The following is a 24,890-nucleotide window of genomic DNA, read 5'->3' on the forward strand; positions in this document are numbered from 1 at the left end:
CTGGAAATGCCCACAGTGGCGAGGCGGATCACGCTCGATCGCAGTCTGCCGACGCCGGAGCCTCGACGTCTAAGACACGATGAACGTCCTCAGGCACGATGGTGTCGTTCGTGGGCAGATGGGACCGAGTCAGCGTCGGCCTGCTGCTCGCCCTCCTTGCGAATCCATTCGCGAAATTGCATGACGATAGGGCGACGCGAAACTTCAGGACGGCTCACCACACAATAGGTCCCTGACAACGGTACGCGCACTTTAAAAGGCTCGACGAGCTGGCCGGACTTGATCGCGCTGGATGCGAGCATCGGCGTGGTCACGACGATTCCGCGACCTGCGACGGCCGCTTCGATCGCGAGCGCCGCGTGAGTGAAGTGGGGGCCGTCCCCGTCGTTGATGCCGTCCACCTTTGCTTGACGTAGCCACATGCGCCAGAACGATTCATTTTCGTAGAGCAGACCGCGTTCATCGTGCAGCAGCGTGTGATTTGCAACATCTTCCACCTTCTGCAGCGTGTCACAAAGCTGCGGCGTGCACAGAGGTGTCACATACAGCGGCATCAATTTCGTGACATTCATTCCCGGGTAGTTTCCGGTACCGAATGTGATCACGATATCCGATTCGCTCGCCCAATTGAGAACGGTCTGAACGTCGCCGCGATATCCGCGCGTTAAATTCGTGAATTGCCGCATTCGCGTTGAAACCCGGACATCGATTTCCGGGTGCTCCATGACGAAACTATGGAGTCTCGGCATTAGCCATTGCGAGGAAAACGACGGCGGTACGTCGACCGATAAAACGCCATGCCCACGGTGGCTGTTGACTATCTCGACCGCTTGAGAAATTTTTTCGAAGCCGTCTCGCAGATGCATGAAAAACATCTGCCCTAATTCGGTCATTTCGATCGAGCGATAGCGCCGGTAGAAAAGGGCTGCCCCAAGATTTTCCTCCAACTGCTGAATCTGATGGCTGACTGCGGCGGACGTCACGTTCAACTCTGCCGCTGCTTTCTTGATGCTCAGAAGCCGTGCGGCCGACTCGAACGCCTTGAGCGAATTCAGCGAGGGGTTCGGTATCCGTTGCATGCTTTTCCTGCGCCGCACAAGGTGATCTGAATGTGAGTCACTTTACTTTTTCTCAACTTGCATCGCAAGTTATATCCGGTGACGGTCGAATTCTGTGCCGATAGCATCCTTTCAACCAAATCAGGAACCCTTATTTCGCCAAGGGATTTCCCTGAACTGCCCCGGTATGGTGAAGCCAGCCCGCGATTGGGGAGGCAAGCCCTGATTTAGGGAATATCCGGATTCGGAAGTTGAAAAGCACGGAGAGGAAGCAATGGATCTGCAATTCATATCGCCGCGTGAACTGGGTACCGTTTTCGCGCCTTATTCACAGATCGCACGAGCGAAAGCGGCGCAGGAAATCGTGTTCGTCGCCGGCCAGGTCGCGACGCGCGAAGACAGTTCGATTGCCGGTGTCGATGATTTCGAGGCCCAGTGCGAGCAGGTCTACACGAACATCGAAACGGCGCTGAGTCATGCGGGCGCGAACTGGTCGAACGTCGCGCAATTCACCTCCTACCTGGTGAGCGCCGACGACATCGCACCCTACAAGGCATGGCGTGAACGCAGGTTCAAGGATCTGTTCCCGAGTGGCGACTACCCGACCAATACGCTGCTGATCATCCAGCGTCTCGTGGTCGATACGCTTCGCCTCGAGGTGCAGGCGATCGCGGTGAAATAAGGGAAGGCGGTATGGAACAAACCAAAGGACGCGTTCTCGAAGGCAAGCTGGTGTTCGGCTCGCTCGACGCGCCGCTGGAACGCGGATGCGTCGTGACGGAAGGCGAGCGCATTGCCTGGGTCGGATCGCGCGATGCGCTGCCGCAGCAGTATGCGGGCCCAGACTGGGAGCGCATCGATCTGCCCGGCCGCACGGTCATGCCGGGCCTGATCGACGGCCATACGCACATCTCGTTCGGCGAAGCGCGATCCGAAGAAGAACTCGCGCTATACACGCCGGTGGAGTTCCGCACGCTCAAGGCGGCGTGGAACGCGCGGAAGGTGTTGCAGGCTGGCGTGACGAGCGCCTTCGACGCAGCCACGACGTACAACATCGCCCAGTCAGTGCGCGATGCGATCGACAGCGGTATGTACGAGGGGCCACGTTTTGCGGTGAGCGGCAAGCAACTTACATCGCACCAGGGGCTGGAAGACTCGTTTCCGAACGGGATGGAGTTTCCGCCCGGGCAAGCGGGCGTGCTGGTGGGCAGCGCGTCCGACATCGTGAAGATGATTCGCTATCAGGTGAAAGACGGGGTGGATGCGATCAAGGTGTCCGGTTCGAACGACTCGCTCATTACGCCGGATTCGCTCGACGGTGCGGCGTTCACGGATGAAGAGTTCGTCTTGATCGCGAAAGAGGCCCACCGGCTCGGCAGGATGTGCAACGTTCACGCACGCTCACGCGATGCCATTATCGCGGCGGCGAAAGCCGGATTCGACGTGATCTACCACGCGTCGTACATCGACGAAGAGGGTATCGAAGCGTGCCTGAAAAGCGGCTCGATCATCTGTCCGACGCTGCCGCTGCTGACCAACATTCTGGAAGCCTGCGACGGAAAGCAGAGTGGTCTGATGGATGCGTTGCAGCGCGAGTACGAAGCCGCGCGAACGAATCTGCCGCGCGCGTACCGCGCGGGAATCCCGTTCGTACAGGGATCCGAAAGCGGCTGGTCGCCGATTCCGTACGGTCACTGGCACGCGCGGGAGATGGAAATCTTCGTGAAGGATTTCGGTTTCTCGACGCTGGAAGCGATCCACGCCGGCACGCTGGGCGCCACTCGCATGTTGCGCCGCTTCGGTCACGAGGTGGGCAAGCTGGAAGCGGGCCGCTATGCGGACCTGCTGGTGATCGACGGCGATCCGACCGTGGACATCACCGTGCTGCAAAAGCCTTCGAGGTTCGACTTTATTTTCAAGGGCGGCAAGCCCGTGGACCGCACGCCGGCGCAGCCGCGCCGGGTGATGCACTACGAGAAGCACAAGATCTTTCTCAACGGTTTGTATCAATACGATCAGGACACTGGGACGGGACGCCTTCTGGCGTAAGGCATGTCACTTTCGCATTCAGGAAACACAACATGGAAAAGTACTCGAAGGAACATCTGGCAGGGCTGATCAGGAGCGATCGTGTCCATCGCGATTACTACATCGACCCGCGGATTTTCGAAATCGAAAAGGAAAAGATTTTCGGCAAGGTCTGGGTGTATGTCGGCCACGAAAGTCTCGTACCGAAGGAGGGCGATTACTACAGCACCACGATGGCCGGTCAACCCGTCGTGCTGTCGCGTCACACCGATGGCAAGGTCTACGTTCTGCAAAACCGCTGCGGCCACCGTGGCGCCCAGGTCGTCGCGAAAGAGCGAGGCAATACGCGCGCGTTTCTCTGTATGTACCACGGCTGGGGTTTCCGCCTGAATGGCGATCTGGCCGGCGTGCCGATGAAGCAGGACTTTCCGCAGCAGTGCCTGGAAGAACCCGAGTCGGGCATGTTGCGTGTGCCGCGCGTGGAGTCGTATCGCGGTTTCGTCTTCGCGTCGTTCAACGAAGAGGTGATGCCGTTGCTGGACTTCCTCGGCGAAGCACGCGGCGGGATCGACGAACTCGTGAATCGCTCGCCGGTCGGCGAAGTGGAGTTCGGTTCGGGTTGCCACCGTTACTACTTCAAGGGCAACTGGAAGCTGCAAATGGACAACATGGCCGACACCTACCACCCGGCGGCGTGCCACGGTTCCACGGTGGGCCCGGATGGTCGCCAGTTCCAGCGCCGGGCGGGCGCCGAGGGCGGCAGGGCGCCTTTCTTCGCCGAAAACGGCGAAGCAATCGTGTCGCAGCTTGGCGTGCGCGGTTACGCAAACGGCCATAGCTCCGAGCAGTCGCTGTTCGACAAGGAGCAGAAGGGTGGCCACTGGGACGAATACCGCGCACAGATGGTGGCGGCTTACGGCGAAGCGCGCACCGTCGAGATCCTGAAGAACGTCCGCCATAGCCTGACGCTCTTTCCGACGCTCGACATACTGATCGCGCAGACGTCGGTGCGTGTGGTCAAGCCGATTGCCGTCGATTTAACCGAGGTCGAAATCTGGCCGGTGAAATTGAAGGGTGCGCCCGAAGTGATCTCCACGGATATCGTCCGGTTCGTGAACATCACCCACTCGGCGTCGTCGTTCATCCAGACGGACGACATGGAAGCGTTCGAACGTTGTCAGCGCGGCATGCAGACGGGTGGCGAATATATCCTCGTGGCGCGCGGCATCGGCAGCGAAGTGGACGAAGGCAACGGAGTGCTGTTCGGCGCACGTTCCAGCGAGGTGGGGCAGCGCGCAAAGCACTTTGCGTGGCGAGACCTGATGGGCGCCTGAACAGAATTTTCGCAACAAGGAGATTAAATGGACAACGCAACGCTGGATGCCGCCACGCTCGACAAGCTGCGTACCTTCGTTGAAGACGAGGCCGCACTGCTCGACGAACGACGCTACGACGAATGGCAGGAACTGTACGCCGACGATGGCGTGTACTGGGCGCCGTCGCAGCCCGGTCAGCAGGACTGGAACAACACCGTGTCGCTGTACTTCGACGACAGGCACACGATGAAGACGCGCATCGAGCGTCTGAAACACAGCATGATCCACTGCCAGGAGCCGCCCTCGGCGTGCGTGCGCGTGCTTTCCGGTCTGCGCGTGATGTCACGGGCGGCGGACTCCGGAGATTACAGGGTTCGCTCGAAATTCATCATGCTGGAAGATCGTCGCGGTGCGGAGCGTCGCACGTTCGGGGGCAACTATATCCATACGCTGCGGGTTCGGGGAGACAGCTTTCTCATCGTCCAGAAGCGCGTCGAACTGACCAACTGCGAGGCCAGTTTTCCGATGCTGACGCAGCCGTTTTAACAACGGTAGCCGCTGCGCGTAACGGAATGCGCGCAGCGCAAACGACAAGGATGGAGAAAAAGCATGAGCGCAGTTCTTGTGGAGAGCGGGAAGTCAGTTTCCCATGACGGGAAGTTGCCCAGAACCTTGTTTCTGGTTCAGTTTCTCGCGGTCGGCCTCGGGTATCTGCTGTACACGTTCAACAGAACTGCATTCCCGATCGGGTTGAAAAACATCTCGGTTTCTCTCGGGTTTAGCGTCATCGAGATGAGCACGCTGGGGACGATCTTTCTGGTCGGGCAAGGCATCATTGGCATTCCTGCAGGTTTCTGGAACAACACGAACGGAAAGCGCGGGATCACGTACCGCACGAATACGATCATGCTGATCGGCACCGTGGGAACGGGTGTCATGTCCCTGGTGCTGGCGTACCTCGCATTGAATTTCCCGCTCACCCTCACGTACCGGATCCTGTTCGGCATCTTCGAGGGCATGTTCAACATCAGCGTCTATTCGTTTGCCGGTTCCGCTTTGCCCGAGCGCCGCGCATTCGTCAACATGTGCCTCGGCTTCTTCTACGCCGCGGGCGCCATGCTGGGGCCGTGGGTATTCAGCCAGATACTCGCGGCCGCGCCTGCGGATACCGGCTGGCGCTTCGGCCTGTCGGTGTTCGGCGCAGTCAGCATCGTTATCGGCGTGGTGATCTTCAGCGTGATGACGATTCTGCTTTACCGAACCCGTTCATCGGCTCCGATGCAGACCGTGCAGCAGCAGAGCGATCTGCCGTCCGAAAGCGTGACGGAGGTGCTCAAGGACGTATTGAGCAGAAAGTCGCTGTGGAAGGGGTTGGCGATTCACGCGTTGAATCTGTTCACGATGTGGGACTTCATTGGCGGCATGCCGTCGATCATGGCGCAGCACCAGCACCGCGACGTGCTCTTCATCGGCGCGGTATTCGGACTCGGATTCGGCCTCACGAGCGCGGTATCGCCTGTCTTCGGCCTCCTGGCGGACAGGTTCGGGCGCCGGCTGGTCGTGCTGATCCTCGGAACCGCCGACATCGTCGCGCTGTACCTGCTGATTTTCCATCCGATGGGGCAGTGGGTGACGACACTCCTCGCATTCGTCGTGGGCGTCGGCGTGAACTCGGTCTATTTCATGGGCTATACCCTCGCGCAGGACGGCGTGCCGAATTACCGCGTGCCGATTGCCACGGGCATTGCGGGCGCAATGGGCTACCTCATTGCGGGGTTTGCCGGGCCGATTCATGGCTGGGTCTCGACGGTGACGAACTGGCAAACCGCCTGCGTGGTCATCATGATCATCCCTCAGATTCTGGCGGTGGCCGCCGCGCTCGTCTTCCTGCCGAGTATCGCGAAATGGAAGCAATTGCGCCGCGAAGGCAAGGCAATCGCCTGACGTCAAGGGAAGACATCATCATGCTGACGCAATTCGACTTCGATTTCGAAGCTCATAAGGTCAATGCATTCGAAGGGGGCAACTCGACAAAGCCGCCTTTGTTGTTGATGCACGGCGTCGGACCCGGCGCCTCCATCATGAACGCGTTTCGTCCGCTTCTTCCTTTCCTGAACGAGCACTTCCACGTGTTCGCGATGGACTGGATCGGCTTCGGCGGTTCCGATCGAAAGCGCGAGAAACCCTTTGCGGACTTCAGTTTCTGGGTCCGCCAGGCGCGCGCGTTGATGGCCAGGATGCCGGGCGAAAAGGTCTACCTGTTCGGGCATTCGATGTCGGCGGCCGTCGCATTACGGTTGGCGGCGACGGACCCGCGCGTCGCTGCCGTCTTCACGACGGGCGCCGCGGGCACGACATTCGAACTGAACGACCATCTGAAGCGCCTGTGGACCTTTCCGAAGAGCGCGGAAGAACTCAAGGCCGGACTCGCGAGCCTGATCCACGACGTGGGCGCCATTCCGGACGAGCAGATCGAAAGCCGCTGGAAAACGCTGTCCGAAGGCGATTACGGCGATTACTTCACGCAGATGCTGTCGACCCCCACACAACTGATCCGAGACTGGACGCTCACCGACCGGGAACTCGCAGCGATCAAGGTGCCGTGCACGTTGCTGCACGGCAGAAACGACATGGCATGTCCGCCGGACTCGACGTCGGCGACGCTCGCGCAAAAGATTCCGCACTGCAATCTGATCGTGGTCGACGCATGCGCGCACGCGCCGTCGCTCGAGCAGACCGCGAAAGTGCGCGCGGCGCTCCATGTTGCTTTTGACGGCGTGATTGGCGCCTGAATCCGATTTCAAACAGGAACGAATGTGAAGCTTTTCCGATACGGCCCGGCTGGGCAGGAACGCCCAGGGATCATCGACGCGAACGGCGCGATGCGCTCGCTATACCCTGTCGTTCGCGAAATCGACGACACGATCCTGTCGCCCGACGGCCTGAATTTCCTGCGCGCACTCGATGCGACCCGGTTGCCGGAAGTGCCCGCCGACACGCGTATCGGCGTGCCGTTGTCGAACGTGCGCGGTATCACCGCGATCGGTCTGAACTACACGGATCACGCCCGCGAAGCGAACATGGCCATTCCGACGGAGCCCGTCGTGTTCAGCAAGGCGACGTCGTCGCTTGCCGGCCCGAACGACGACCTCCTTCTGCCCGCGCGGTCGGAGAAGACGGACTGGGAAGTGGAGCTTGCCATCGTCATGGGCAGCACTGCATCGAACCTGTCGCAGGAGGAAGCACATTCGGCCATCGCCGGATTCTGCCTGGTGAACGACGTGTCGGAACGTTCGTGGCAGCTCGAACGCAACGGCCAGTGGGGCAAGGGCAAGAGCTTCGATACGTTCACGCCGCTCGGCCCGTGGCTCGTGACGCCGGACGAAGTGGACTATGCGAAAAATCTGGCGTTGACGCTCAGCGTGAACGGTGTGCAACGTCAGAACGGCAACACGGAAGACATGATTTTTCCTGTGAGCACGATCGTCAGCTATGTCAGCAGTTTCCAGACGCTGCACGCGGGCGACGTAATCATCACAGGCACGCCCGCCGGGGTTGGCATGGGCATGAAACCGCCCGTTTTCCTGCGCGGCGGCGATGTGATCGACATGGCGATTACGGGTTTGGGAACCCAGAAACATCACGTTGTCGCTCGCTGAGAATATTGCCCCGCAAGGGGCCTCGTTCGGTATTCAGCGATCGCTGTTGAAAATCTCCAAAAAATCGGCGGGAAATTTCCAATAAATATCGATCGTTCAATCGATCGATTAACCGGGCAGTTCCCAGGACAGCGCCAGTGACGAGGCCGCCATCCTTGGCGAAACAGGCATGAGTGTATTGCAACGCTTGCTGCGTATGGAGCCTCACAAAGCTCCATGACGCCGGCATGGACGCGGCTTGTCCGCGTTCGCGCACCGGTCGTCGATGCGCGCGGTAATCGTATTAGCGACGTGAAAAAGCAGCGCGGCGATTCGTATCGATTTCAGACATTTTCCAACAAACGAAGGGCGCAACATGGCACACCGCAAACTGAAAACCGCACTGATATTCGGCATCTCGTGGATGACATCGGCGCCCGTCTGGGCGCAAAGCAGCGTCACGCTTTACGGAGTCGTCGACGACGCCATCGCGTATCAGAGCAGCAGCACCAAACTCGGCACGACGAGCGGCGGCAAGTCGAACGTACAGCTCTATTCGGGTGCATGGTCGGGCAGCCGCTTCGGTTTTCGCGGCACGGAAGATCTCGGCGGCGGACTGAAGGCGGTATTCCAGCTCGAAAACGGCTTCAACGTCAATACCGGCACGCTCGGCCAAGGCGGCCTCGTGTTCGGGCGGCGCGCGTTCGTCGGCTTCGATAGCGCGCAATACGGGCTGCTGACTTTCGGGCGCCAGTACACGCCGTACTTTACGCTGCTCGCTCCGTATTCGCCGATCGAGTGGCTCGGCATGCATCCGGGCGACGTCGACGCATTCGATTTCACGGTGCGCAGCAACAACTCGATTGCTTATATCTCGCCGAAGCTCTACGGCTTCACGTTCGGCGGCATGTACGCGCTGGCGGGCATTCCCGGGACGGTGAACCGCGGATCGACGTGGAGCGGCGCGCTGCAATATGCGGCCGGACCGGTTGGCGTGGCGGCAGGCTTTCTGCGCGTGAACAACTCGACGGTGGGCGGCGGTGCGTTCGGCGCAGATTCGACGGCGACGTCGGGCGGTCAGACGCTGGTGTCGTCGCTGACCAACGGCTATCAGACCGCGCAGGCGCAAAACCGCTTCGCGCTGGTCGGCACATACCGCTTCAACAGGAACTGGGACGTCAACCTCAGCTACTCGAACGTGCAGTACATCCCTGGCGTCGGCTCGAACTACCGCGATACGGCGATCTTCAATACCGAAGGCGTCGTGCTGCACTGGAAGGCGAGCGCCGCATTCGACATCGCCGCGGGCTACTCGTACACGCGCGCCACCGAAGCCAACCGCATCACCGATGCCGCGTCGTATCACCAGTTTCATCTGACGCAGTTGTACGCGCTGTCCAAGCGCACCACGCTGTACGGCTTCGAGGCGTATCAGCGCGCCAACGGCAATACGCTCGGCACCAACGGCACCAGCATCATTCGCGCGACACCGACGATCGGCGACTTCTTCCAGTCGTCGCCGTCGTCGTCAGCAAGTCAGGTCGCGCTGATCTTCGGTATTACACATCGCTTCTGACAAGCGCGCGCACGCGAAGCGCCGCTTCTGCCTGACCCCCATCATCTGCTACCTGGAGTTCGCCATGAATCATCCCCAAACCATCGACGTACGCGGCGAAATGAAGGAAGACGCCGAAGCGCTCTATCTGATGGATCACCCCGATTCGACCGAAGAGATTCCGACGCTCGATCTCGCGCCGTATCTCGATGGCACGCCCGACGGCCTCGAACATGTCGCCGCGCATCTGCGCGACATCTCGCGCACGGTCGGCTTCTTCTATTTGAAAGGGCACGGCATTCCGCAAGACGTGATCGACCGCGTATTCGACGCCTCGCGGCGATTTCATTCGCAACCGGCCGCGCTGAAAGACCCGTTGCCGTGCATCGACGTCGGCACGCTGAAATCCGGCTATCAGCCGGCTCCGCGCGAAACGCGCGCGTATTCGAACGTCAACATCATTACCGGCGCGAAGCCGAACACCTATTCGCGTTTCACCGTCAATCGCGAAGGCGGCTCGGGCGGCGCGAACGTCCCGGCGCCGGGCGCGCCGGTCAACGTCTGGCCCGACGAACTGCCCGGATTCAAGGAGGCGGTGCAGGACTATCACACGCGCATTCTCGCGCTCGCGATGCAGTTTCTGCCGCTGTGGTCAAAGGGCCTCGACCTGCCGCCCGATTACTTCGACGAAGCGTTCGCGACGCCGCACGCGTCGCTGGTGTTGTCGCACTATCCGCCGCAAAAGGAGGTCGGCGAAAAGCAGTACGGCATCGCGCCGCACACCGACAACAGCATGATGACGTTTCTCGCGCAGGCGAACGTGCCGGGTCTGGCCGTGCGCATGCCGTCCGGTCACTGGCGTCTCGTCGAGATCGTGCCGGGCACGCTCCTCGTCAACACCGGCAATACGATCGTTCACTGGACCAATAACGAGTATCTGTCGACCAAGCATCGCGTGATCAACACCAACGACGTCGACCGTTACTCGATCCCGTTCTTCTTCGGCCCGTCCGGCGATGCGCTGATCGACTGTGTGCCGACCTGCGTGAGCGCAGAACGTCCAGCGCTCTATCAGCCGACCACGTATGAAGCGATGCGCCGCTGGTATTACGCGTAGCCCGACTGACCACAACATCGCCGATGCATCGCCTGGCGCACACGCGCGCGCGGCGATGCGCTCAACCACTCTCACGGCAGGACGGATCCAATGAAATCGACAACCAGACGATGTTTTATGCAGCAAGCGGGATCGGTCGCGCTTTCGATCGCGTGTGCGCCGGCGTTCGCACAAGGCACGGCGATTACGCCTGGCAACGGGCTGCTCGCGCGTCTGAAAAGCGCCGGGAAGGTGCGTGTCGGCGTCGCCGTCGACTATCCGTTTTCGACGCTCGGTCCGGACGGCTCGCTCAACGGCGTGGCACCGACCATCACGAAAGCGATCATGACGCGGCTCGGCATTCCGGAGGTCGAAGGCTATGTCGCGACCTACGGCGAGCTGATCCCCGGCATGATGGCGGGCCGCTGGGACATCACGTCGGCGGCGCTGACGATCTCGAAGGCGCGCTGCGAGCAGGTGCGTTTCGCCGATCCGATCGTGTTCGGCGGCGACGTGATCGTCGCGCTCGACGACTACAGCGGTGCGATGCCCAAACGCCTGAGCGAGCTTGCCAGGGGCAGCGATGACATCGCCGTGCTGGCTGGCGGCGTCGATCTGAAAACCGCGCTCGCCGCGGGCATTCCCGCCGAACGTCTGCGCCAGTTCGGCAACGAGTCGCTCGAAATCGACGCGCTGCTCGCCAGACGCGTGCGTTTCGCGATCATGTCGCTGAACCCGGTCAACACGCTGTCGAAGCAGCGCAGTCTGAAGCTGAAGACCACCTATCCGGTCGAGGATGCGCCCGCACGCGGTGCATCGTGCGCGTTCCGCATGCAGGACACCGATCTGCACACGGCGTACAACGCGCAGCTTCGCGCGATGAAAGCATCGGGCGAACTCGCGACGATCCTCAAGCGATTCGACTTCGACACGCCGCCCGAATTGCGCGACGTGACCGTCGAGCAATTGTGTGCAGCCGCGATCTGAGCCACGTATCGATACGCCGAAAACGGAGAGTCCGATGGACGCAAGCAAAACGCTGGTCGATTACCTGCCGTTCCTGTTGATGGGAATTCCGGTGACGCTGGAAGTTACCGTGCTGTCGATGGCGCTCGCGCTGGCGGTCGCGCTCATACTCGCGCTCGGGCGCAGCGCGCCGCACGCGTGGTTGCGATGGCCGGCGGGCTTCGTGATCGAACTGTTTCGTGGCAGTTCTTCGCTGGTGCAACTGTTCTGGGCGTTCTATGTGCTGCCGTTTTTCGGCATCGATCTGCCGGCGCTCGTCGCGGGAGTGCTGGTGCTCGGCCTGAACGAGGGCAGTTACCTGTCGGAAGTGTTTCGCGCGGGTTTCGCGAGCGTGCCCGACGGGCAGCGTGAAGCGTCGCTAACGCTCGGTTTCTCGCCGTGCTATCGCTTCTTTCGCGTGACGCTGCCGCAAGCGCTGCCGGTCATGATTCCGCCGTTCGGCAATGCGCTGATCGTGATGCTGAAGTTCTCGTCGCTGGTCTCGCTGGTGACGATCCGGGATCTGTCGTTCCGCGCAAGTCTGATCGCGACTTCGCTCGGCGAATCGGCCGCCGTGTTCGGCGTCGTGATGGTGATCTACTACGCGCTCGCATTGATGCTGAGCGCTCTCGCCAGGCAGTTGGAGGCCACCGTCGATGTGCGCTTCGAACGTCCGTCGAAGGGCTTTCGTCTGTCCGCGCGCGTGAACGTGCCGCAATGGGCGATCGGAGCGAAATCATGAATGCGATCGGCTGGAACTGGAGCTTCGCATTGTCGACGCTGCCGGCGTTGCTGGTTGGTTTCCGGCTGACCGTGCTGGCGACACTGCTCGGCTCGGCGCTCGCGTTCGTGCTCGGACTCGCGTTGACACTGTTGCGGATGACGCGTCACGCGCCGCTGACGCTGATCGTCAATGCATTCGTGTCGTTCGTGCGCGGCACGCCGCTGCTGGTGCAGTTGTACGTGCTGTTCTACGTCCTGCCGAAATGGGGCGTGTCAACGTCGGCGTTCGTGACGGGTGTCGTGGGCCTCGGCGTCTATTACAGCGCGTCCACGTCCGAGGTGTATCGCGCGGGGATCGAAGGCGTCGCGCCCGGTCAGTGGGAGGCCGCGTTGACACTCGGCCTGCCGATCCGCCGCGTGTGGAGCGGCGTGATCCTGCCGCAGGCGATGCGCGCTGTGCTGCCGGTGCTCGGCAATCAGGTCGTCGCGATGTTCAAGGAGACCTCGCTGCTGTCAACCATCACCGTGATGGAAATGCTCGCGCAGGCGACCAACATCGGTTCGATCCAGTATCGCTACGTCGAGCCGCTGACGCTTGCGGGCGCACTGTATTTCGTCATCAGCTACGTTTCGGCGAAGGGTCTTCGCCGGCTGGAGGTCGGTCATGTCAATGCTTGAAGCAGTGGCCGCGGCGCACGATGCGTCGTGCGCGAATACCAACATGAGCACGAACGTGAACGTGGATCAAGCGATCGTCGCGATGAGCGGCGTATCCAAGAGCTACGGCGAGCGCCGCATTCTCGACGCCATCGATCTGCGCGTCGCACCCCGCCAGAGAATCGCGTTGATCGGGCCGAGCGGTTCGGGCAAGACGACGATCCTGCGTCTTGCCATCGGCCTGATCAAACCGGATGCGGGTACCATCGAGATCGACGGCAGTCACCTCTGGCATACGCGTGACGCAAACGGCGCGCTCGTTGATGCGGGCGAGCGACAGGCGCGGCGTGTGCGGCGCCGGATCGGCATCGTGTTCCAGCACTTCAATCTGTTTCCGCATATGACGGCGCTAGCCAACGTGCGCGAGCCGCTCGTGCACGTACTCGGCCTGTCGCGCGACGAAAGCGACGCGCGCGCGATCGATCTGCTCACGCAGGTTGGTTTGAAAGCTCATCTGAGCAAGCGCCCGGCGCAGTTATCCGGCGGTCAGCAGCAACGCGTGGCGATTGCGCGTTCGCTCGCGTTACGCCCGAAGGTGATGCTGTTCGACGAAGTGACGTCGGCGCTCGATCCGGAGCTGGTCAGCGAAGTGTTACGCATCGTGCGTGAACTCGCACACGCGAGCGACATGACGATGCTGATGGTTACGCACGAGATCCAGTTTGCCGCGGACATCGCGGATCGGGTGCTGATGTTCGACAACGGGAGGATTATCGAGGACGGTCCGCCCGCGCAGGTGCTGAAAGATCCCATGGAGGCACGCACGCGAAGTTTTTTGCGCGCGGTGCTCGAACGTTGAACGGAGGAAGCATAACCGTTCTGTTTGGAGGTTTCAACCGTGAGCGCACTTCCTGATACGGTGGATGAAATCTCGCGACATGCAGGCGCATCACCTTCCGTCCTTAGCGATGGCAATGACATCCCGCTCATGGCGGAATTCGACTCGCGAAGCTAATGGACGGAACGGACTTGTCGCAAAACGGATTGCGTCGGGTTACACGGGAACCGCCGAGAAGATGGATCGGCATTGACCGATACGGGCCCAAAACGCCGACACCATGCGCTACACGGAATCCAGAAAGCAAAAAGCCCAGTCACGAGGACTGGGCTAAGTGCTTGAATTCTTTGGTGGGGCGTGAGTGACTCGAACACTCGACCTACGGATTAAGAGACTGGACTGGTTGATTTAAATTCTTTGTTAATCAAATACTTGCTGCGGCTTGCCCCAGTGCTTCCCAATCTCATCCAACCCTCGACATGGGGTGCCCAGACGCGGCATGTCACGATTCCGGCACAGTATGGTTTGCAGCTAGGATCGCTTAATGCTTTTTGCATCGAGCGCCTGCCCGAGACGATCGTCGCGCTCGGTCGTCGGGCGCTGGCCGGGCCATGAACCGCCGTTCGTCCGTTGCATCGTTTGGACGTTCGGACGACGGCTACCCGACACCATCTCGTCTTGACCCATGAAGTCACGAACATTGGCAGTGACCGGACGCAGTTGAGCCCGATGGCGAAGGCCACGCGCGATGCCATGGGCAAGAGGAAGATCAAGGCGCTGGCAGACCGTGGATACTTCAGCACACCGGAAATCCTTTAGCGCCTCGGCGCCACGCAAACGCGCTCCTTCGGGTTCTCTACTGGCCGGCCGGTCTGGATGTTTTTAACTGCCTCGGCCAGGAGTGGCAATTCGACATCGCAACCCAGATCGGCCACAATCGCTAGCAGGACTCCCTCAAATAGCTTCAGGGCCTTGGGAATGGCGAAAAAAGGTAATCGTACGATAGTCGAAGAAATCTACCGGCGTCACATCCGACTGTTCCGAGAAGTCAATGACCTTCATATCTTCGCTTCTCGCACATCGCCGCTGCTGAAGGCAGCGGCCGAGGAACATAAAGGTGAGTTCATTGATCCTGACGAAGACATTAAACTCTCCGTGCCGGGAAAGCATGGGCGACCTGCAATAGCGCGGCGAAACGCCACCGAGTTGAGCAGCTTGCTCAAGCGTTTCGCGAATGAAGAGCTTTTTGCAAATCTCCTTGTGACCGCTGTATCGCGCTTCGAGTTCTACCTCGTTGATGTGCTCGGCTTGTTCCTTCGGATGGCACCGGAAAAGCTGCTACGCGGTCCGAAGGGTGGTGACTCCAGCAAATCCGTGCCATTGCAGATGGTAATCGACGCTGAAAATCTCGAAGGGTTGTACGAGGGACTAATCGAACAGCGAATCCAAGCCATCTTCTATGCAGAGCCGAAGGAATACTGCGCTTATTTCAACGCGATATCTGAACTAGAAATACCTGAGGAGTCTTTCCGTCAGTTCTTCGAAATCAAGGCGACCAGAGATCTCATCGTTCACAATTCTTTGGTGGTGAATGATCTCTACAAGAAAAAGGCTGGAGCGTTGTCACGCGGAGACATAGGCGTTCGACTAAAGGTCAAGAAGGATTATTTCGAAGCATCTCTGAGCGCGATGAAGAAGTTGTCAGGGACGATAGAGAAGAAAACGCGTGAGAAACACGGCAAAGACTGGGAACAGGGGCAAGATACGGATGTGTGAACCCTGAGAGAATCTAGACTCGGGCGACAAATAGCAAGGCCGCCGATTCCGTGCGACTAGAAGGTCCGCTTCGAAGCAAGGCGACGGCAGATATGGGTCGTGATATGGCTCTTGCATAGCGCCCACGTCCGAGATGATCGTTGCGCTTGATCGTCGGGCGCTCGCGATCCATGGATGGTCAGTGGACTGTGCACGCCGGATTCACGACAACTCAGTGATTGTAGGTGAGCGCATCACTGTGTAGCGCTGGGCGATTGTGCCATTGTGCCCAGCATGGCAACCCCTTAAGTGAAGGTCGGCACAAGAAGGGCCCGGTTACAGCATAAGCAACGCCGTATCCTCTCGGTTTCCGCGTTACCCACGGTAGCCTCGAGTCCCGCGCGCCACCTCTAAATCGGATGTGCAGCGGGATTTACGCTAGAGGAAGTCCGTGCTCGTCCATCCTTGCTGAGAGCTTTTGCATGAACGTGCGCGTATTGTCGAATAAGGTCGTTGCTTCTTCCTCGGTATAGACGCTCTCGACGTGCATCGTACGGTTTCTCCACGCGTCCTTGATTGCATCCAGTCTGGCATATACCGATTGGAAGAAATCCCCCTCCGGCCAGCCCGCTCTTTCACGCGTCAGCCTTTCATCCCTTATGCGATTCAGCACAATGCCCCAGTTTCGAGCGTTGCCCACTAGCTCTACCTCAATGCCTAAACACTTGTAAACGGATCGCAAAGCGACTTCCAGAACTCTCATCAAGTGAAACACGGTTGCCGTGCTACGGCCTACTGCTAGGCATTTTCCGGCTTCCGCAATGTCATATCGCGCGCTACAAAATTTTTCATGAACTTCATCCCCGAATAACGGGTTTTCCGGGGAGAAGTACTTTTCCTTTCCGTGCGGAAGCATTAGCGCAACTTTCAAAGTGGCTTCGGCTTGGAAGCAATGCACAATCCGATCGATGTAGCCTTTCACTCGAGCTTGATCGGAGCCTCGGTAGTGATGCAATCCGTCAGGCTCAAGCGGATTTCTCTCTAGCTCTAAGATCAGATCGCGTGCGGGCACACTTGTGGTGGTCAGCCCAACTGCCTCGGAGGCTGCACTGAAATCGCGAGTGAGCTGCAATAGGTCGACGTACTCTCGCTCCGCGAGGCCTAGGTGCATGGTTGGCTGAAGAGACCCAATATACTGACCCAAAGTTGCCAGCCGTGTGTACGCAGACACTAGCTTACCAATCGGGAGATCGAACATGTCGAGCAGGCGCCAAGGATTATAGGGAGCCGAAATATTACCCTGGCATGCCATCTCGTCGACGCCAAGCGCCTCGCCCAGCGTGCCCACTTACGCACTTGTTGACGGTGCGCTTGTCGATGTCGGGCCCGGATAAACCGTCATTCGCCTGGCTCCAGGTTCCAGACTGTTGATGTCCACGCAGAATTGACCCATCGGGGATGCGGCTATTTTCTTGGACTGGTTTACGTCGTTAGCCCCAGGCTTTCACGGCACTCGATGGGGCTGAGATAGCCAAGGGAGCCCTTGATCCGTTTCTCGTTGTACCAGCGGACGTAGGCGTTCAGTACCTCAACGAACTCCGCGATGGTTGTCGAACGCCAGTCTCCTGGATAGAACATCTCGGTTTTCAGCCTGCCGAAGAATCCCTCACACGCTGCATTGTCTGGGGAACAGGCTTTCCGCGATATGGATCGAATCAGCTTAGCCTTTGCAACCCGCGATAGCCAGCCAGGCCAACGGTAGTGGCCACCCCGATCGGAATGCACGATCGGCGTTTTATCTTCTTCAGTCACGGTCTCAATAGCCGCATCTAACATGGTGTTCACGAGCTCTGCGTCAGGGCTCGTGCCAATCGACCAGCTGACTACCATGCCATCGAAGCAGTCGATCATGGGCGACAGATATACCTTACCTGCAGGAATCTGGAACTCGGAGATATCGGTCACCCACTTTTCGTTGGGCGCGTCAGCACGGAAATCGCGATTGATGACGTTATCAGGGGCAGGGCTAATCTCCCCGATATAAGAACGGTATCGGCGCCGCCTGGGCCTGGCTGCATGGAGGCCGCCTTGTTTCATGAGGCGACGCACGACTTTCTCCGATAGAAACACACGTTGTCGGCCGAGCGCTGCCTGCACCCGACGATAGCCGTAGGATCGGTGATTGTCCTCGAAGATCTCTGCAACGGTACGACGGACTTCTGCATATTTGTCGGCAACCCGTATGGGCGACCGATGGTAGAAATAGGTGCTGCGCGCTAGGTCCAACCGCGCAAGCAGTTCAGCCAGACTGTATTCTTCTCTCAGGGCGTCAACCAGCGTCGTCTTCTCCCGGTTGCTCAGGAGTGGCAGGTTGACGCCCTGGTCTTTTTTTAGGAGTTCATTCGCCTTCTTCAACAGGTCGTGTTCAAGCTGCAGATTACGAATGTCGCGCCGGAGCCCTTCGACCTGCCGCTCCAGTTCGTCCCGATCCGTCTCTGCAGGTGATCGCTTGTCGCGTTTCATGGATGCGGGGGCCTCTCGGCCGAGTAACTGATTCTTCCAGTTGTACAGCGTCACCCTGTCGACGTCCAGCTTTCGCGCCAACGCCAGCGCACTGCCTTCACGTGTGCGTAGTTCGTACACCGCGGCCTGCCTAGACTCCAATGATGCGGCCGGTCGACCTGCCTTGCCAACCACGCATCTCCTGGTTTCCGGATAGCGCTCGCGAACCCACGCCGTCAGTATCTGGCGACAGGGATAGCCTAATGCCCTGAGGGTGAAGGCGAAGCAGCGTCCGTGGTTGACGTAGTGCTCGAGTGCTACGTTCTTCTGTTTTTCTGAATATTTCGGCTTTCCGCGAACATACTCCTTCTGCAGATCGCCACTGCTCTCGAATTCCGCACACCACGCCTTAAGAGAATTCTTCGTCGGGTAACCCAACTGACGGATGGTCGCCTTGATGCGCTTCCCGAGTTTCAGGTACAGCTCGACCGCCCGAACGCGGTCTTCGTATGAATACATGGACCACCTCCAGGTAGTCCAAAATTTTGTCCGCATCCCCAGTGGGTCAGTATTTGGTGGAAATCAACACACAGACATAGTGAGCTTCCCTCGGTTTTTCGCCTTCCATCGGCCCCGAGTTATGCAGCGGCATCGTTGGTCTGCTGAGCTTTGATCCAGTCCCGAAGGAACCGCTCCGGAGAAACCAGACCGAGCGACGAATGACGACGACTGCGGTTGTAAAACACTTCGATGTATTCGAACAGATCGGCCTTCGCGTCCTGATGCGTCCGGTAACGCGTGGCGTGAACCCGTTCGTTTTTCAAGCTGTTGAAGAAGCTTTCCGTCGGCGCATTGTCCCAACAATTTCCTTTGCGACTCATCGGGCAGCGCATGCCGTAAGCGCCCAGCTTGCGCTGGTATTCATGACTCGCGTACTGACTGCCTCTATCCGAATGACACAGCGCGCCGGGCGCGGGGCGGCGCCGGAACCAGGCCATCGTCAGTGCGTCGATCACGAGATCGGCCGTCATGCGCGGCTTGATCGACCAGCCCACCACTTCCCGGTTAAACAGATCGAGCACCACGGCCAGGTACAGCCAGCCCTCGTCGGTCCAGATGTACGTGATGTCCGAGCTGAACACCTGGTTCGGCCCGGCAGGCGTGAACTCGCGATTCAACAGATTCGGCGCGACCGGCAGCTTGTGCTTCGAGTCGGTTGTCACCCGGTAGCGGCGCTTGTGCCGGGCCCGGATGCCGTTTTCACGCATCAGCCGTTCCACGCGTTCCTTGCTGACCGGAAAGCCGCAGTCACGGATTTCCCCGGTCATACGCGGAGAACCGTAGGCACTCTTGACCTCGGCGTGCACCGTCCGCATCAGCGTCAGCAATTGCGGGTCCGTCAGTCGCGTTCGTCCCGGCTTGCCGCCACGCTTCCACGCGCGATACCCGTTCACACTAACCGACAACACCTCGCACAGCGAGGACAGCGCATATTGCCCAACCTGCCCGTCGATCCAGGCATACCTCACAGCAGGTCCTTCGCGAAGTATGCTGCCGCTTTTTTTGCAATCTCAAGCTCCATTTGCAGGCGCTTGTTCTCGGCTCGCAGACGCGACAGCTCCATCTGTTCCGGCGTGACTGGCTTCGCTCCAGCTCCATTCAGCTTGCCCGACGCCTCTGCCTTCACCCAGTTGCGCAGCGTCTGCTCCGACATGCCCAGTTCCCGGGCCACCACAGCGAAGCCCTGGCCTTCCTTGACCCGCTGGACGGCGGCTACCTTGAACTCCGCCGTGTACGCTTGTTTCGGTACTTTAAACATCCCTGATTCCCTTCCTTTCCGTCGAGTTTATACATGACCGGTTGGAAGGCGAAATTTCAGGGGAAGCTCATAGCTTTGGCTACAGCGCGGTCTGGTGACGCGACCCGGATACTCAGGGTCATTGCGCATTCCCCAAACGGACACTCGGCGATATCAGCTATTGAGTGCGATATACAAACGATTCAACCGCCGTGGCGGCAAACCGTACAGATCGCACTTAATGAGATGCACAAAGGGATGGGCGAATAAGGTGCTGGGGTGTCCGTCACGGCGACGCCGCACACTTCCGGCGCGTTATGGTCCTACGCGGTGTCGTTGACGTTGCGCAGCGATCACGATGACGGCGAGAGCTTTGGCGTCTTATGCAACTCGACCCAGTATCCGTTCAGTTCATCGCTTGGCACGTTGAAGCGCCGCAACCATGCCTCGCTTGCCACGGTCGTATTTAGCAACGGTGCGGTACTGTTGATCGTGCCGCGCTGTAAGATGCCGATCTTATCGCCTACGATCGGATGCAGCGCGTGGTTAAGCAGGACGTACGCAGCCGGGGCCGCGGGCGGTATCCCTTTGCCCATTGGGATTCCTGCAACCGGCTCAACACCGGCTTGAATGAGCAGTGCGCCATTACCTAGCGGTGTCTTGCGGAACCAACCAGGCGGGAGCATCAAGGCGTCTACGCCGCCGGCACGGCGGACGAAGTCCTCGTCAAGAGCCGTCAACCAATCGACAGTCTTGATCTTGTCCACAAGGTCGCGAATTGACGTTCGCATCGGGTCGCCAACATCGACCCCTGGACCGTACAGCCTCGACCAGAAATTTTCGCTCGCTTCATTCGCTTCCGGGTCCAGTGGCGGAAGATTTACTCCGATTCCCGCGTGCCCCCATATGGCCGGCACCGCCGCGGCAAATTCTGCGAACAGCTTCTCGAACGTGCCGGGGCACATTTCCAGAAATCGACGGGGTACGGTGAACACCATCGCGTCGAGCCCCCGGTCCCCAAGTTCCGCTTGCCAATCCGAAATGCAAAACGCTGAGAACTCAAAAAAGCCGGTAGCGAGTTTATGGTCGGCGCTGGTCGTCGTTGCCACGAGAACCTGACTGCTCGGCAGGCCGTCGGCGACCGCCGGGAATCTGCGTGCTTTGGCGAACTCGACCGGCTTCTGTCCCTCCTCGTAGAACCAACGCATTGGGCTCGCCTTCGGGGCGGGCTGCTCCGCAGCTTTTGCAAAGACCTTCGCGAAATCATCGACTGCCGCCATGTAGCGGTCGTAGCAGCCGACGAGAGCGGCGCGCACGGGCTTTGTGTATCCGCCTTTAAAGTACAGCACCCCGCGCACAACCAAGGCCGCCCCGACGATAGCTTTCTGTTCGAGTGGTTCGTATAGCCCGAAGGGCAGTGTGTCTTGTCGTCGTGGGTCGTTGGCCCACGCAATCAGTTCGTCTTTCGTCATGATCTTCAAAAAGGAAAGGCGATGCCGGGAGCTGCTGGGCCGGGGCCGACCGGTGGTAATGGCGGCAATCCGAGTGGGCCGGTTTTATGCGCTCCGCCTGCATTTCCGCCGAACAGTTCGTCGGTGTCGGTGGTGGTACTGCGTTGAGTCGACTGTGCCGGCTCCTTCTCCGCATCCTCGTCCGGGCAGCCACATTGTGCCTTCTTCAGCGGCACGTACTTCGCTTCGTCGCCTGCGATCTTGATGTAGTCGGCCGCTTGGCCCCTCGTGAGCTCGTCATCAAACTTCATTTCGATGACGGCTCTGATGTTTGATTGCTCAGGTGGCTGGGAGGGGTCTTGCACGATCACTACGTCAGGCCTGCGGGTCTGATCGAGCCCGGTCTTCTTCCCTTCGAGATAGCCTTTCATCTTTCCGGGCCAGTTATTGTAGATATAGCCGAGCAAGTCATCGTGAGGTTTGAGGGGATCATCGGCAGACATGATCGGAGAGGGCGGCACCGTGGTCATGATGTAGTTGACCTCCGGGACGTACACGGTCTTTTGTCCAGTCTCCGCGATCGATCGGGCGTTTTCGGCGTCGATTCGTTGTTCGACGCACCTCTGTCGCTGAAGTCGTCCGCCTCCGCGTGTCCAAACGCCGACCTTGCCGCAGTTGCACATGACGCGACAAAGGAAAGCCTTGTCGTGTGGCGTGATACCTGTCCTGGCTCCGACGATAGTGGTTTGTCCGCCAGCGCTCATGCCGCCTGGCGCTTCGCTGCCAACGTATCCGCTCATGCTCCGCTCAAGCTCGTAGGTCCAGACGTTCCTCGGTGGCTGAACGTGAGCGACGACGCGTCATGACCTTCAAGCCAATCGGTGAACCCGTTAGCGTCCGTCTTGCCCTGGATCACGCGTCCGTCTGCGGCGCGTACCGTGTACGAGTGACCGGTGACGGGCTGACGCGTTACATCGTCTAGCAACTGGAAACGCCCGCGATACGGCGTTTGCGGATTCGTTTCGGATAGAACGCTTTTCCCGCCGCCTATGGAGCCGCCGCTAGTCGGTTCGGCCGTTGTATCGCTTTGCGACGCGATGAGCGTGGCGCCGCATGCCGTCGTATCTCCCTCCGAAGCAACGGGCCGACCGTCGAACGTCACGCCGAGGCTCTTGACCCCGACGATTGGATAGACTCCACCACACTTCGGACACGACACCTTGTCGCCCAAGAGCGCAATAGCGACGCCGTCCGATTTGTTCTCCGGCGAACACGCAAGCACGCGACCGCCGTGCGAGGTCGTGTCGCCCTCGCGAATGAACGCGAAACCCATAATGCATGCCCTCTCTCTTTTTTGTCGGAGGAATGTAGCACAGCGGGTTTTCCCGAGGCCACTTGTCAATGCCGACAGTTGTCACGTGCTGCGCTTGCGGTTGTTACGCTCGGCGAGGTTCTGGAGCGCTGAAAGAGAAGGCGCTCGAGCGGAAACGAGACCCGGTTTCAAGGGAGGGGTTGCGGAAATGCCGGACGGGCTAGGGAAGCAATCTTGCGAGATGGCGGACGAGCCCTAACAACACCACGCTCGCCTGAAGGTGGTTCAGGCAACCGCCAAAGCGGCGGGACGCATTACGTGAACGCGGCGCACACGTCGCGAAAGGAAGGAGAGTGCGGCGTTTGCCCTATGAGGGCCTGGGTAATAGGCTGCCCAGCCTGCACCATACGAGGTCAGATCAATGAGAAGGAAGATTCAAGCGTCAATACGAAACCGCTGCCTAGACCCGTCGATGTGGATCGACGTTGACTGAGATGGGCCCAAAACGCCGACACCATCCGCTACACGAAACCCAGAAAGCAAAAAGCCCAGCCGTGTAGGCTGGGCTAAGTGCTTGAATTCGTTGGTGGGGCGTGAGTGACTCGAACACTCGACCTACGGATTAAGAGTCCGAGAGATATCGCATTCTTTCATGTGGATTGATATCCGTGTAGGCACTTTAAATCCTTTGTGGGTAAGGATTTCAGCCTTAACCTACGGATTTTTTTGTTGACTCATGTGGACTGATTTTCCTAGTATTTGCCTACATGGTGCCTACATGGGAAATGGATGAGCAAACAGAACTTCACGGCGGCTCGGGTCGATAGCTTCGAATGCGAGCCCGGCAAGCTGCAGACTATCTACTGGGACGCGAAGACACCCGGCTTCGGGTTGCGCGTGACGGCGGCCGGCGCGCGGGCCTACATATTTGAATCTCGACTCTTTAGCAAAACGGTGCGGGTGACAGTTGGGGATGCTCGGGCGTGGGATTTGGGGCGCGCCCGCACCGAAGCCGCGCGGCTCAAGACGCTTATTGACGATGGGAAGGACCCGCGCGAAGTACGGGCAGAGCAGCAGGCGGCGCATGAGGCACGTCGCGCGGAGGCCAAGCGGCAGGACGCGATGTTTGGTGCCGTGTGGGACGAGTATGTTGAGAGCCGGAAGGCATTCTGGGGGGAGCGCCATTATCGTGATCACTTGCAGCATGCGGATGAAGGGGGCCAGCCGAAGAAGCGTGGCAAAGGCGTGACGCAACCTGGCCCCTTGGCCCCACTTCGTTCCCTGAAGCTGTCCGAGTTGAGCAGTGAGCGGATCGCCGAATGGCTCGCGGCCGAATCGAAGGAGCGACCGACGATGTCGGCGCTATCGTTTCGTCTGCTGCGAGGGTTTATCCGCTGGGTTGATGACACGCCAGTCTACAAAGGCATCGTTCCGGCCGATGCCTACAAGGCCCGGGATGTCCGTGACGTCGTTCCGCGCGTGAAGGCAAAAGATGGCGATTCATTGCAGCGAGAGCAACTGGTTGTGTGGTTTCGCGAGGTTCGCCTGATCGCGAACCCGGTTCATAGCGCCTACCTGCAAGGGTTGCTGATTACCGGCGCGCGCCGGGAAGAATGGGCGGGGTTGCGCTGGGAAGATGTCGATTTCCGCTGGCGCAGTCTCGTGCTGGACGACAAGGTCGAGGGGACCGGAGGACGAACGATCCCGCTGACGCCATATCTGGCGACGGTGTTAACGAACTTGAAGCGGCTGAACGAGACGCCGCCCGGTCGCCGGGAACTCGCTCGCTTGAAGGAGCGCGGGGAGGTGTGGACGCCATCGGAGTGGGTTTTTTCCAGCAAGACGTCGGCGGATGGCAAGATTGCCGAGCCGCGTATTGCGCATAACAAGGCGCTGGCCGCAGCCGGTTTGCCTCACGTTACGCTGCATGGCCTTCGGCGTTCGTTCGGCACGCTGTCCGAGTGGGTCGAGGTTCCGGTCGGCGTCGTCGCGCAGATTCAGGGGCACAAGCCGTCCGCCATCGCCGAGAAACACTATCGCCGCCGCCCGCTCGACCTGCTGCGGCTCTGGCATGACCGCATTGAGGCTTGGATGCTGGAACAGGCAGAGATTCCATTCACGTCACCGTCGGCCGCTGCCGGCGCAGAAGGTTCCTGAG

At 59.6% G+C, this 24,890-nt stretch carries 22 protein-coding genes, 1 tRNA gene and 1 pseudogene; 16 read left to right on the forward strand and 8 right to left on the reverse strand.

The features are described 5' to 3' along the window. Positions 1 to 89: 89 nt before the first annotated feature. Entirely contained in the window at positions 90 to 1,079 is a 990-nt protein-coding gene (locus tag L0U82_RS00150; RefSeq protein ID WP_233827652.1) for a LysR substrate-binding domain-containing protein, read from the reverse strand. A gap of 253 nt (positions 1,080 to 1,332) precedes the next feature. On the opposite strand from L0U82_RS00150, the gene L0U82_RS00155 reads away from it, so the two are divergent. The 13 genes from L0U82_RS00155 (at position 1,333) to L0U82_RS00215 (ending at position 13,935) form a co-directional block, all read left to right on the forward strand. Continuing rightward, on the forward strand, positions 1,333 to 1,740 hold the full coding sequence (locus L0U82_RS00155) for a RidA family protein (protein WP_233827654.1): 408 nt from the start codon (positions 1,333 to 1,335) through the stop codon (positions 1,738 to 1,740). Between the two features lie 11 nt (positions 1,741 to 1,751). Then, positions 1,752 to 3,107 (forward strand): metal-dependent hydrolase family protein, encoded by a 1,356-nt coding sequence (locus tag L0U82_RS00160; RefSeq protein WP_233827656.1) that lies wholly within the window; start codon positions 1,752 to 1,754, stop codon positions 3,105 to 3,107. A 32-nt stretch (positions 3,108 to 3,139) separates the two neighbouring features. Further along, positions 3,140 to 4,420: an aromatic ring-hydroxylating oxygenase subunit alpha gene (locus L0U82_RS00165; protein ID WP_233827658.1), complete on the forward strand. Its 1,281-nt coding sequence runs from the start codon at positions 3,140 to 3,142 to the stop codon at positions 4,418 to 4,420. 27 nt (positions 4,421 to 4,447) lie between these two features. Continuing rightward, positions 4,448 to 4,948, forward strand: coding sequence for an aromatic-ring-hydroxylating dioxygenase subunit beta (locus L0U82_RS00170; protein ID WP_233827660.1), 501 nt, complete (start codon positions 4,448 to 4,450; stop codon positions 4,946 to 4,948). Positions 4,949 to 5,011: 63 nt separating this feature from the next. Continuing rightward, a complete protein-coding gene (locus L0U82_RS00175) occupies positions 5,012 to 6,346 on the forward strand; it encodes an MFS transporter (protein WP_233827661.1) in 1,335 nt (444 codons plus the stop codon). Positions 6,347 to 6,366: 20 nt separating this feature from the next. Beyond that, positions 6,367 to 7,194 carry an alpha/beta fold hydrolase gene (locus L0U82_RS00180; RefSeq protein WP_233827662.1) on the forward strand — a complete coding sequence of 276 codons (828 nt, stop codon included), beginning with the start codon at positions 6,367 to 6,369 and terminating at the stop codon, positions 7,192 to 7,194. 24 nt (positions 7,195 to 7,218) lie between these two features. Further along, positions 7,219 to 8,061, forward strand: coding sequence for a fumarylacetoacetate hydrolase family protein (locus tag L0U82_RS00185; protein ID WP_233827663.1), 843 nt, complete (start codon positions 7,219 to 7,221; stop codon positions 8,059 to 8,061). 355 nt (positions 8,062 to 8,416) lie between these two features. Then, entirely contained in the window at positions 8,417 to 9,616 is a 1,200-nt protein-coding gene (locus tag L0U82_RS00190) for a porin (RefSeq protein ID WP_233827664.1), read from the forward strand. A gap of 64 nt (positions 9,617 to 9,680) precedes the next feature. Next, the gene (locus L0U82_RS00195) at positions 9,681 to 10,712 is read left to right on the forward strand and encodes an isopenicillin N synthase family dioxygenase (protein ID WP_233827665.1); all 1,032 of its coding nucleotides are present in this window, start codon (positions 9,681 to 9,683) and stop codon (positions 10,710 to 10,712) included. A gap of 117 nt (positions 10,713 to 10,829) precedes the next feature. After that, a complete protein-coding gene (locus tag L0U82_RS00200; protein WP_233827666.1) occupies positions 10,830 to 11,678 on the forward strand; it encodes a transporter substrate-binding domain-containing protein in 849 nt (282 codons plus the stop codon). Between the two features lie 34 nt (positions 11,679 to 11,712). Continuing rightward, positions 11,713 to 12,438, forward strand: a complete 726-nt coding sequence (gene ehuC, locus L0U82_RS00205; RefSeq protein ID WP_233827667.1) for an ectoine/hydroxyectoine ABC transporter permease subunit EhuC — start codon at positions 11,713 to 11,715, stop codon at positions 12,436 to 12,438. After that, complete coding sequence (gene ehuD, locus L0U82_RS00210; protein ID WP_233827669.1) at positions 12,435 to 13,097, forward strand: ectoine/hydroxyectoine ABC transporter permease subunit EhuD; 663 nt, start codon at positions 12,435 to 12,437, stop codon at positions 13,095 to 13,097. Before ehuC ends, ehuD begins: the two co-directional genes overlap by 4 nt. Then, the gene (locus L0U82_RS00215) at positions 13,084 to 13,935 is read left to right on the forward strand and encodes an amino acid ABC transporter ATP-binding protein (RefSeq protein WP_233827671.1); all 852 of its coding nucleotides are present in this window, start codon (positions 13,084 to 13,086) and stop codon (positions 13,933 to 13,935) included. Before ehuD ends, L0U82_RS00215 begins: the two co-directional genes overlap by 14 nt. A 327-nt stretch (positions 13,936 to 14,262) precedes the next feature. On the opposite strand, the gene L0U82_RS00220 is transcribed toward L0U82_RS00215, so the two are convergent. Then, a tRNA-Ile gene (locus L0U82_RS00220) sits at positions 14,263 to 14,388 on the reverse strand. 189 nt (positions 14,389 to 14,577) lie between these two features. Here L0U82_RS00220 and L0U82_RS00225 point away from each other — a divergent pair. Together L0U82_RS00225 and L0U82_RS00230 are read left to right on the forward strand one after the other, a co-directional pair. After that, positions 14,578 to 14,730, forward strand: a pseudogene (locus L0U82_RS00225) (IS5/IS1182 family transposase); the annotation flags it as partial. Positions 14,731 to 14,892: 162 nt separating this feature from the next. Then, positions 14,893 to 15,690, forward strand: coding sequence for a hypothetical protein (locus L0U82_RS00230; protein WP_233827673.1), 798 nt, complete (start codon positions 14,893 to 14,895; stop codon positions 15,688 to 15,690). A gap of 412 nt (positions 15,691 to 16,102) precedes the next feature. Here the strand turns inward: L0U82_RS00230 and L0U82_RS00235 are convergent, their stop codons facing one another. From L0U82_RS00235 to L0U82_RS00260, 6 genes are all read right to left on the reverse strand, one after another. Further along, positions 16,103 to 17,017 carry a hypothetical protein gene (locus L0U82_RS00235; protein ID WP_233827675.1) on the reverse strand — a complete coding sequence of 305 codons (915 nt, stop codon included), beginning with the start codon at positions 17,015 to 17,017 and terminating at the stop codon, positions 16,103 to 16,105. Positions 17,018 to 17,151: 134 nt separating this feature from the next. Continuing rightward, entirely contained in the window at positions 17,152 to 18,690 is a 1,539-nt protein-coding gene (locus L0U82_RS00240; RefSeq protein ID WP_233827677.1) for an IS3 family transposase, read from the reverse strand. A gap of 119 nt (positions 18,691 to 18,809) precedes the next feature. Next, positions 18,810 to 19,990 (reverse strand): IS3 family transposase gene (locus L0U82_RS00245; RefSeq protein WP_233827679.1). Its coding sequence is split into 2 segments (ribosomal slippage): positions 18,810 to 19,738 and positions 19,738 to 19,990, totalling 1,182 coding nucleotides; the frame shifts between segments, so codons are not numbered across the junction. Positions 19,991 to 20,322: 332 nt separating this feature from the next. Then, positions 20,323 to 21,441, reverse strand: a complete 1,119-nt coding sequence (locus tag L0U82_RS00250) for a type VI immunity family protein (RefSeq protein WP_233827681.1) — start codon at positions 21,439 to 21,441, stop codon at positions 20,323 to 20,325. A gap of 5 nt (positions 21,442 to 21,446) precedes the next feature. After that, positions 21,447 to 22,220, reverse strand: a complete 774-nt coding sequence (locus L0U82_RS00255) for a nuclease (protein WP_233827683.1) — start codon at positions 22,218 to 22,220, stop codon at positions 21,447 to 21,449. Further along, entirely contained in the window at positions 22,217 to 22,753 is a 537-nt protein-coding gene (locus L0U82_RS00260) for a PAAR domain-containing protein (protein ID WP_233827685.1), read from the reverse strand. The genes L0U82_RS00255 and L0U82_RS00260 overlap by 4 nt, the downstream gene beginning before the upstream one ends. A 768-nt stretch (positions 22,754 to 23,521) precedes the next feature. Here L0U82_RS00260 and L0U82_RS00265 point away from each other — a divergent pair. Beyond that, a complete protein-coding gene (locus L0U82_RS00265; protein WP_233827687.1) occupies positions 23,522 to 24,889 on the forward strand; it encodes a tyrosine-type recombinase/integrase in 1,368 nt (455 codons plus the stop codon). Position 24,890: the final 1 nt, after the last annotated feature.

It is taken from the genome of Paraburkholderia sp. ZP32-5 (assembly GCF_021390495.1).
In the GTDB taxonomy this organism is placed as follows: Bacteria; Pseudomonadota; Gammaproteobacteria; order Burkholderiales; family Burkholderiaceae; genus Paraburkholderia.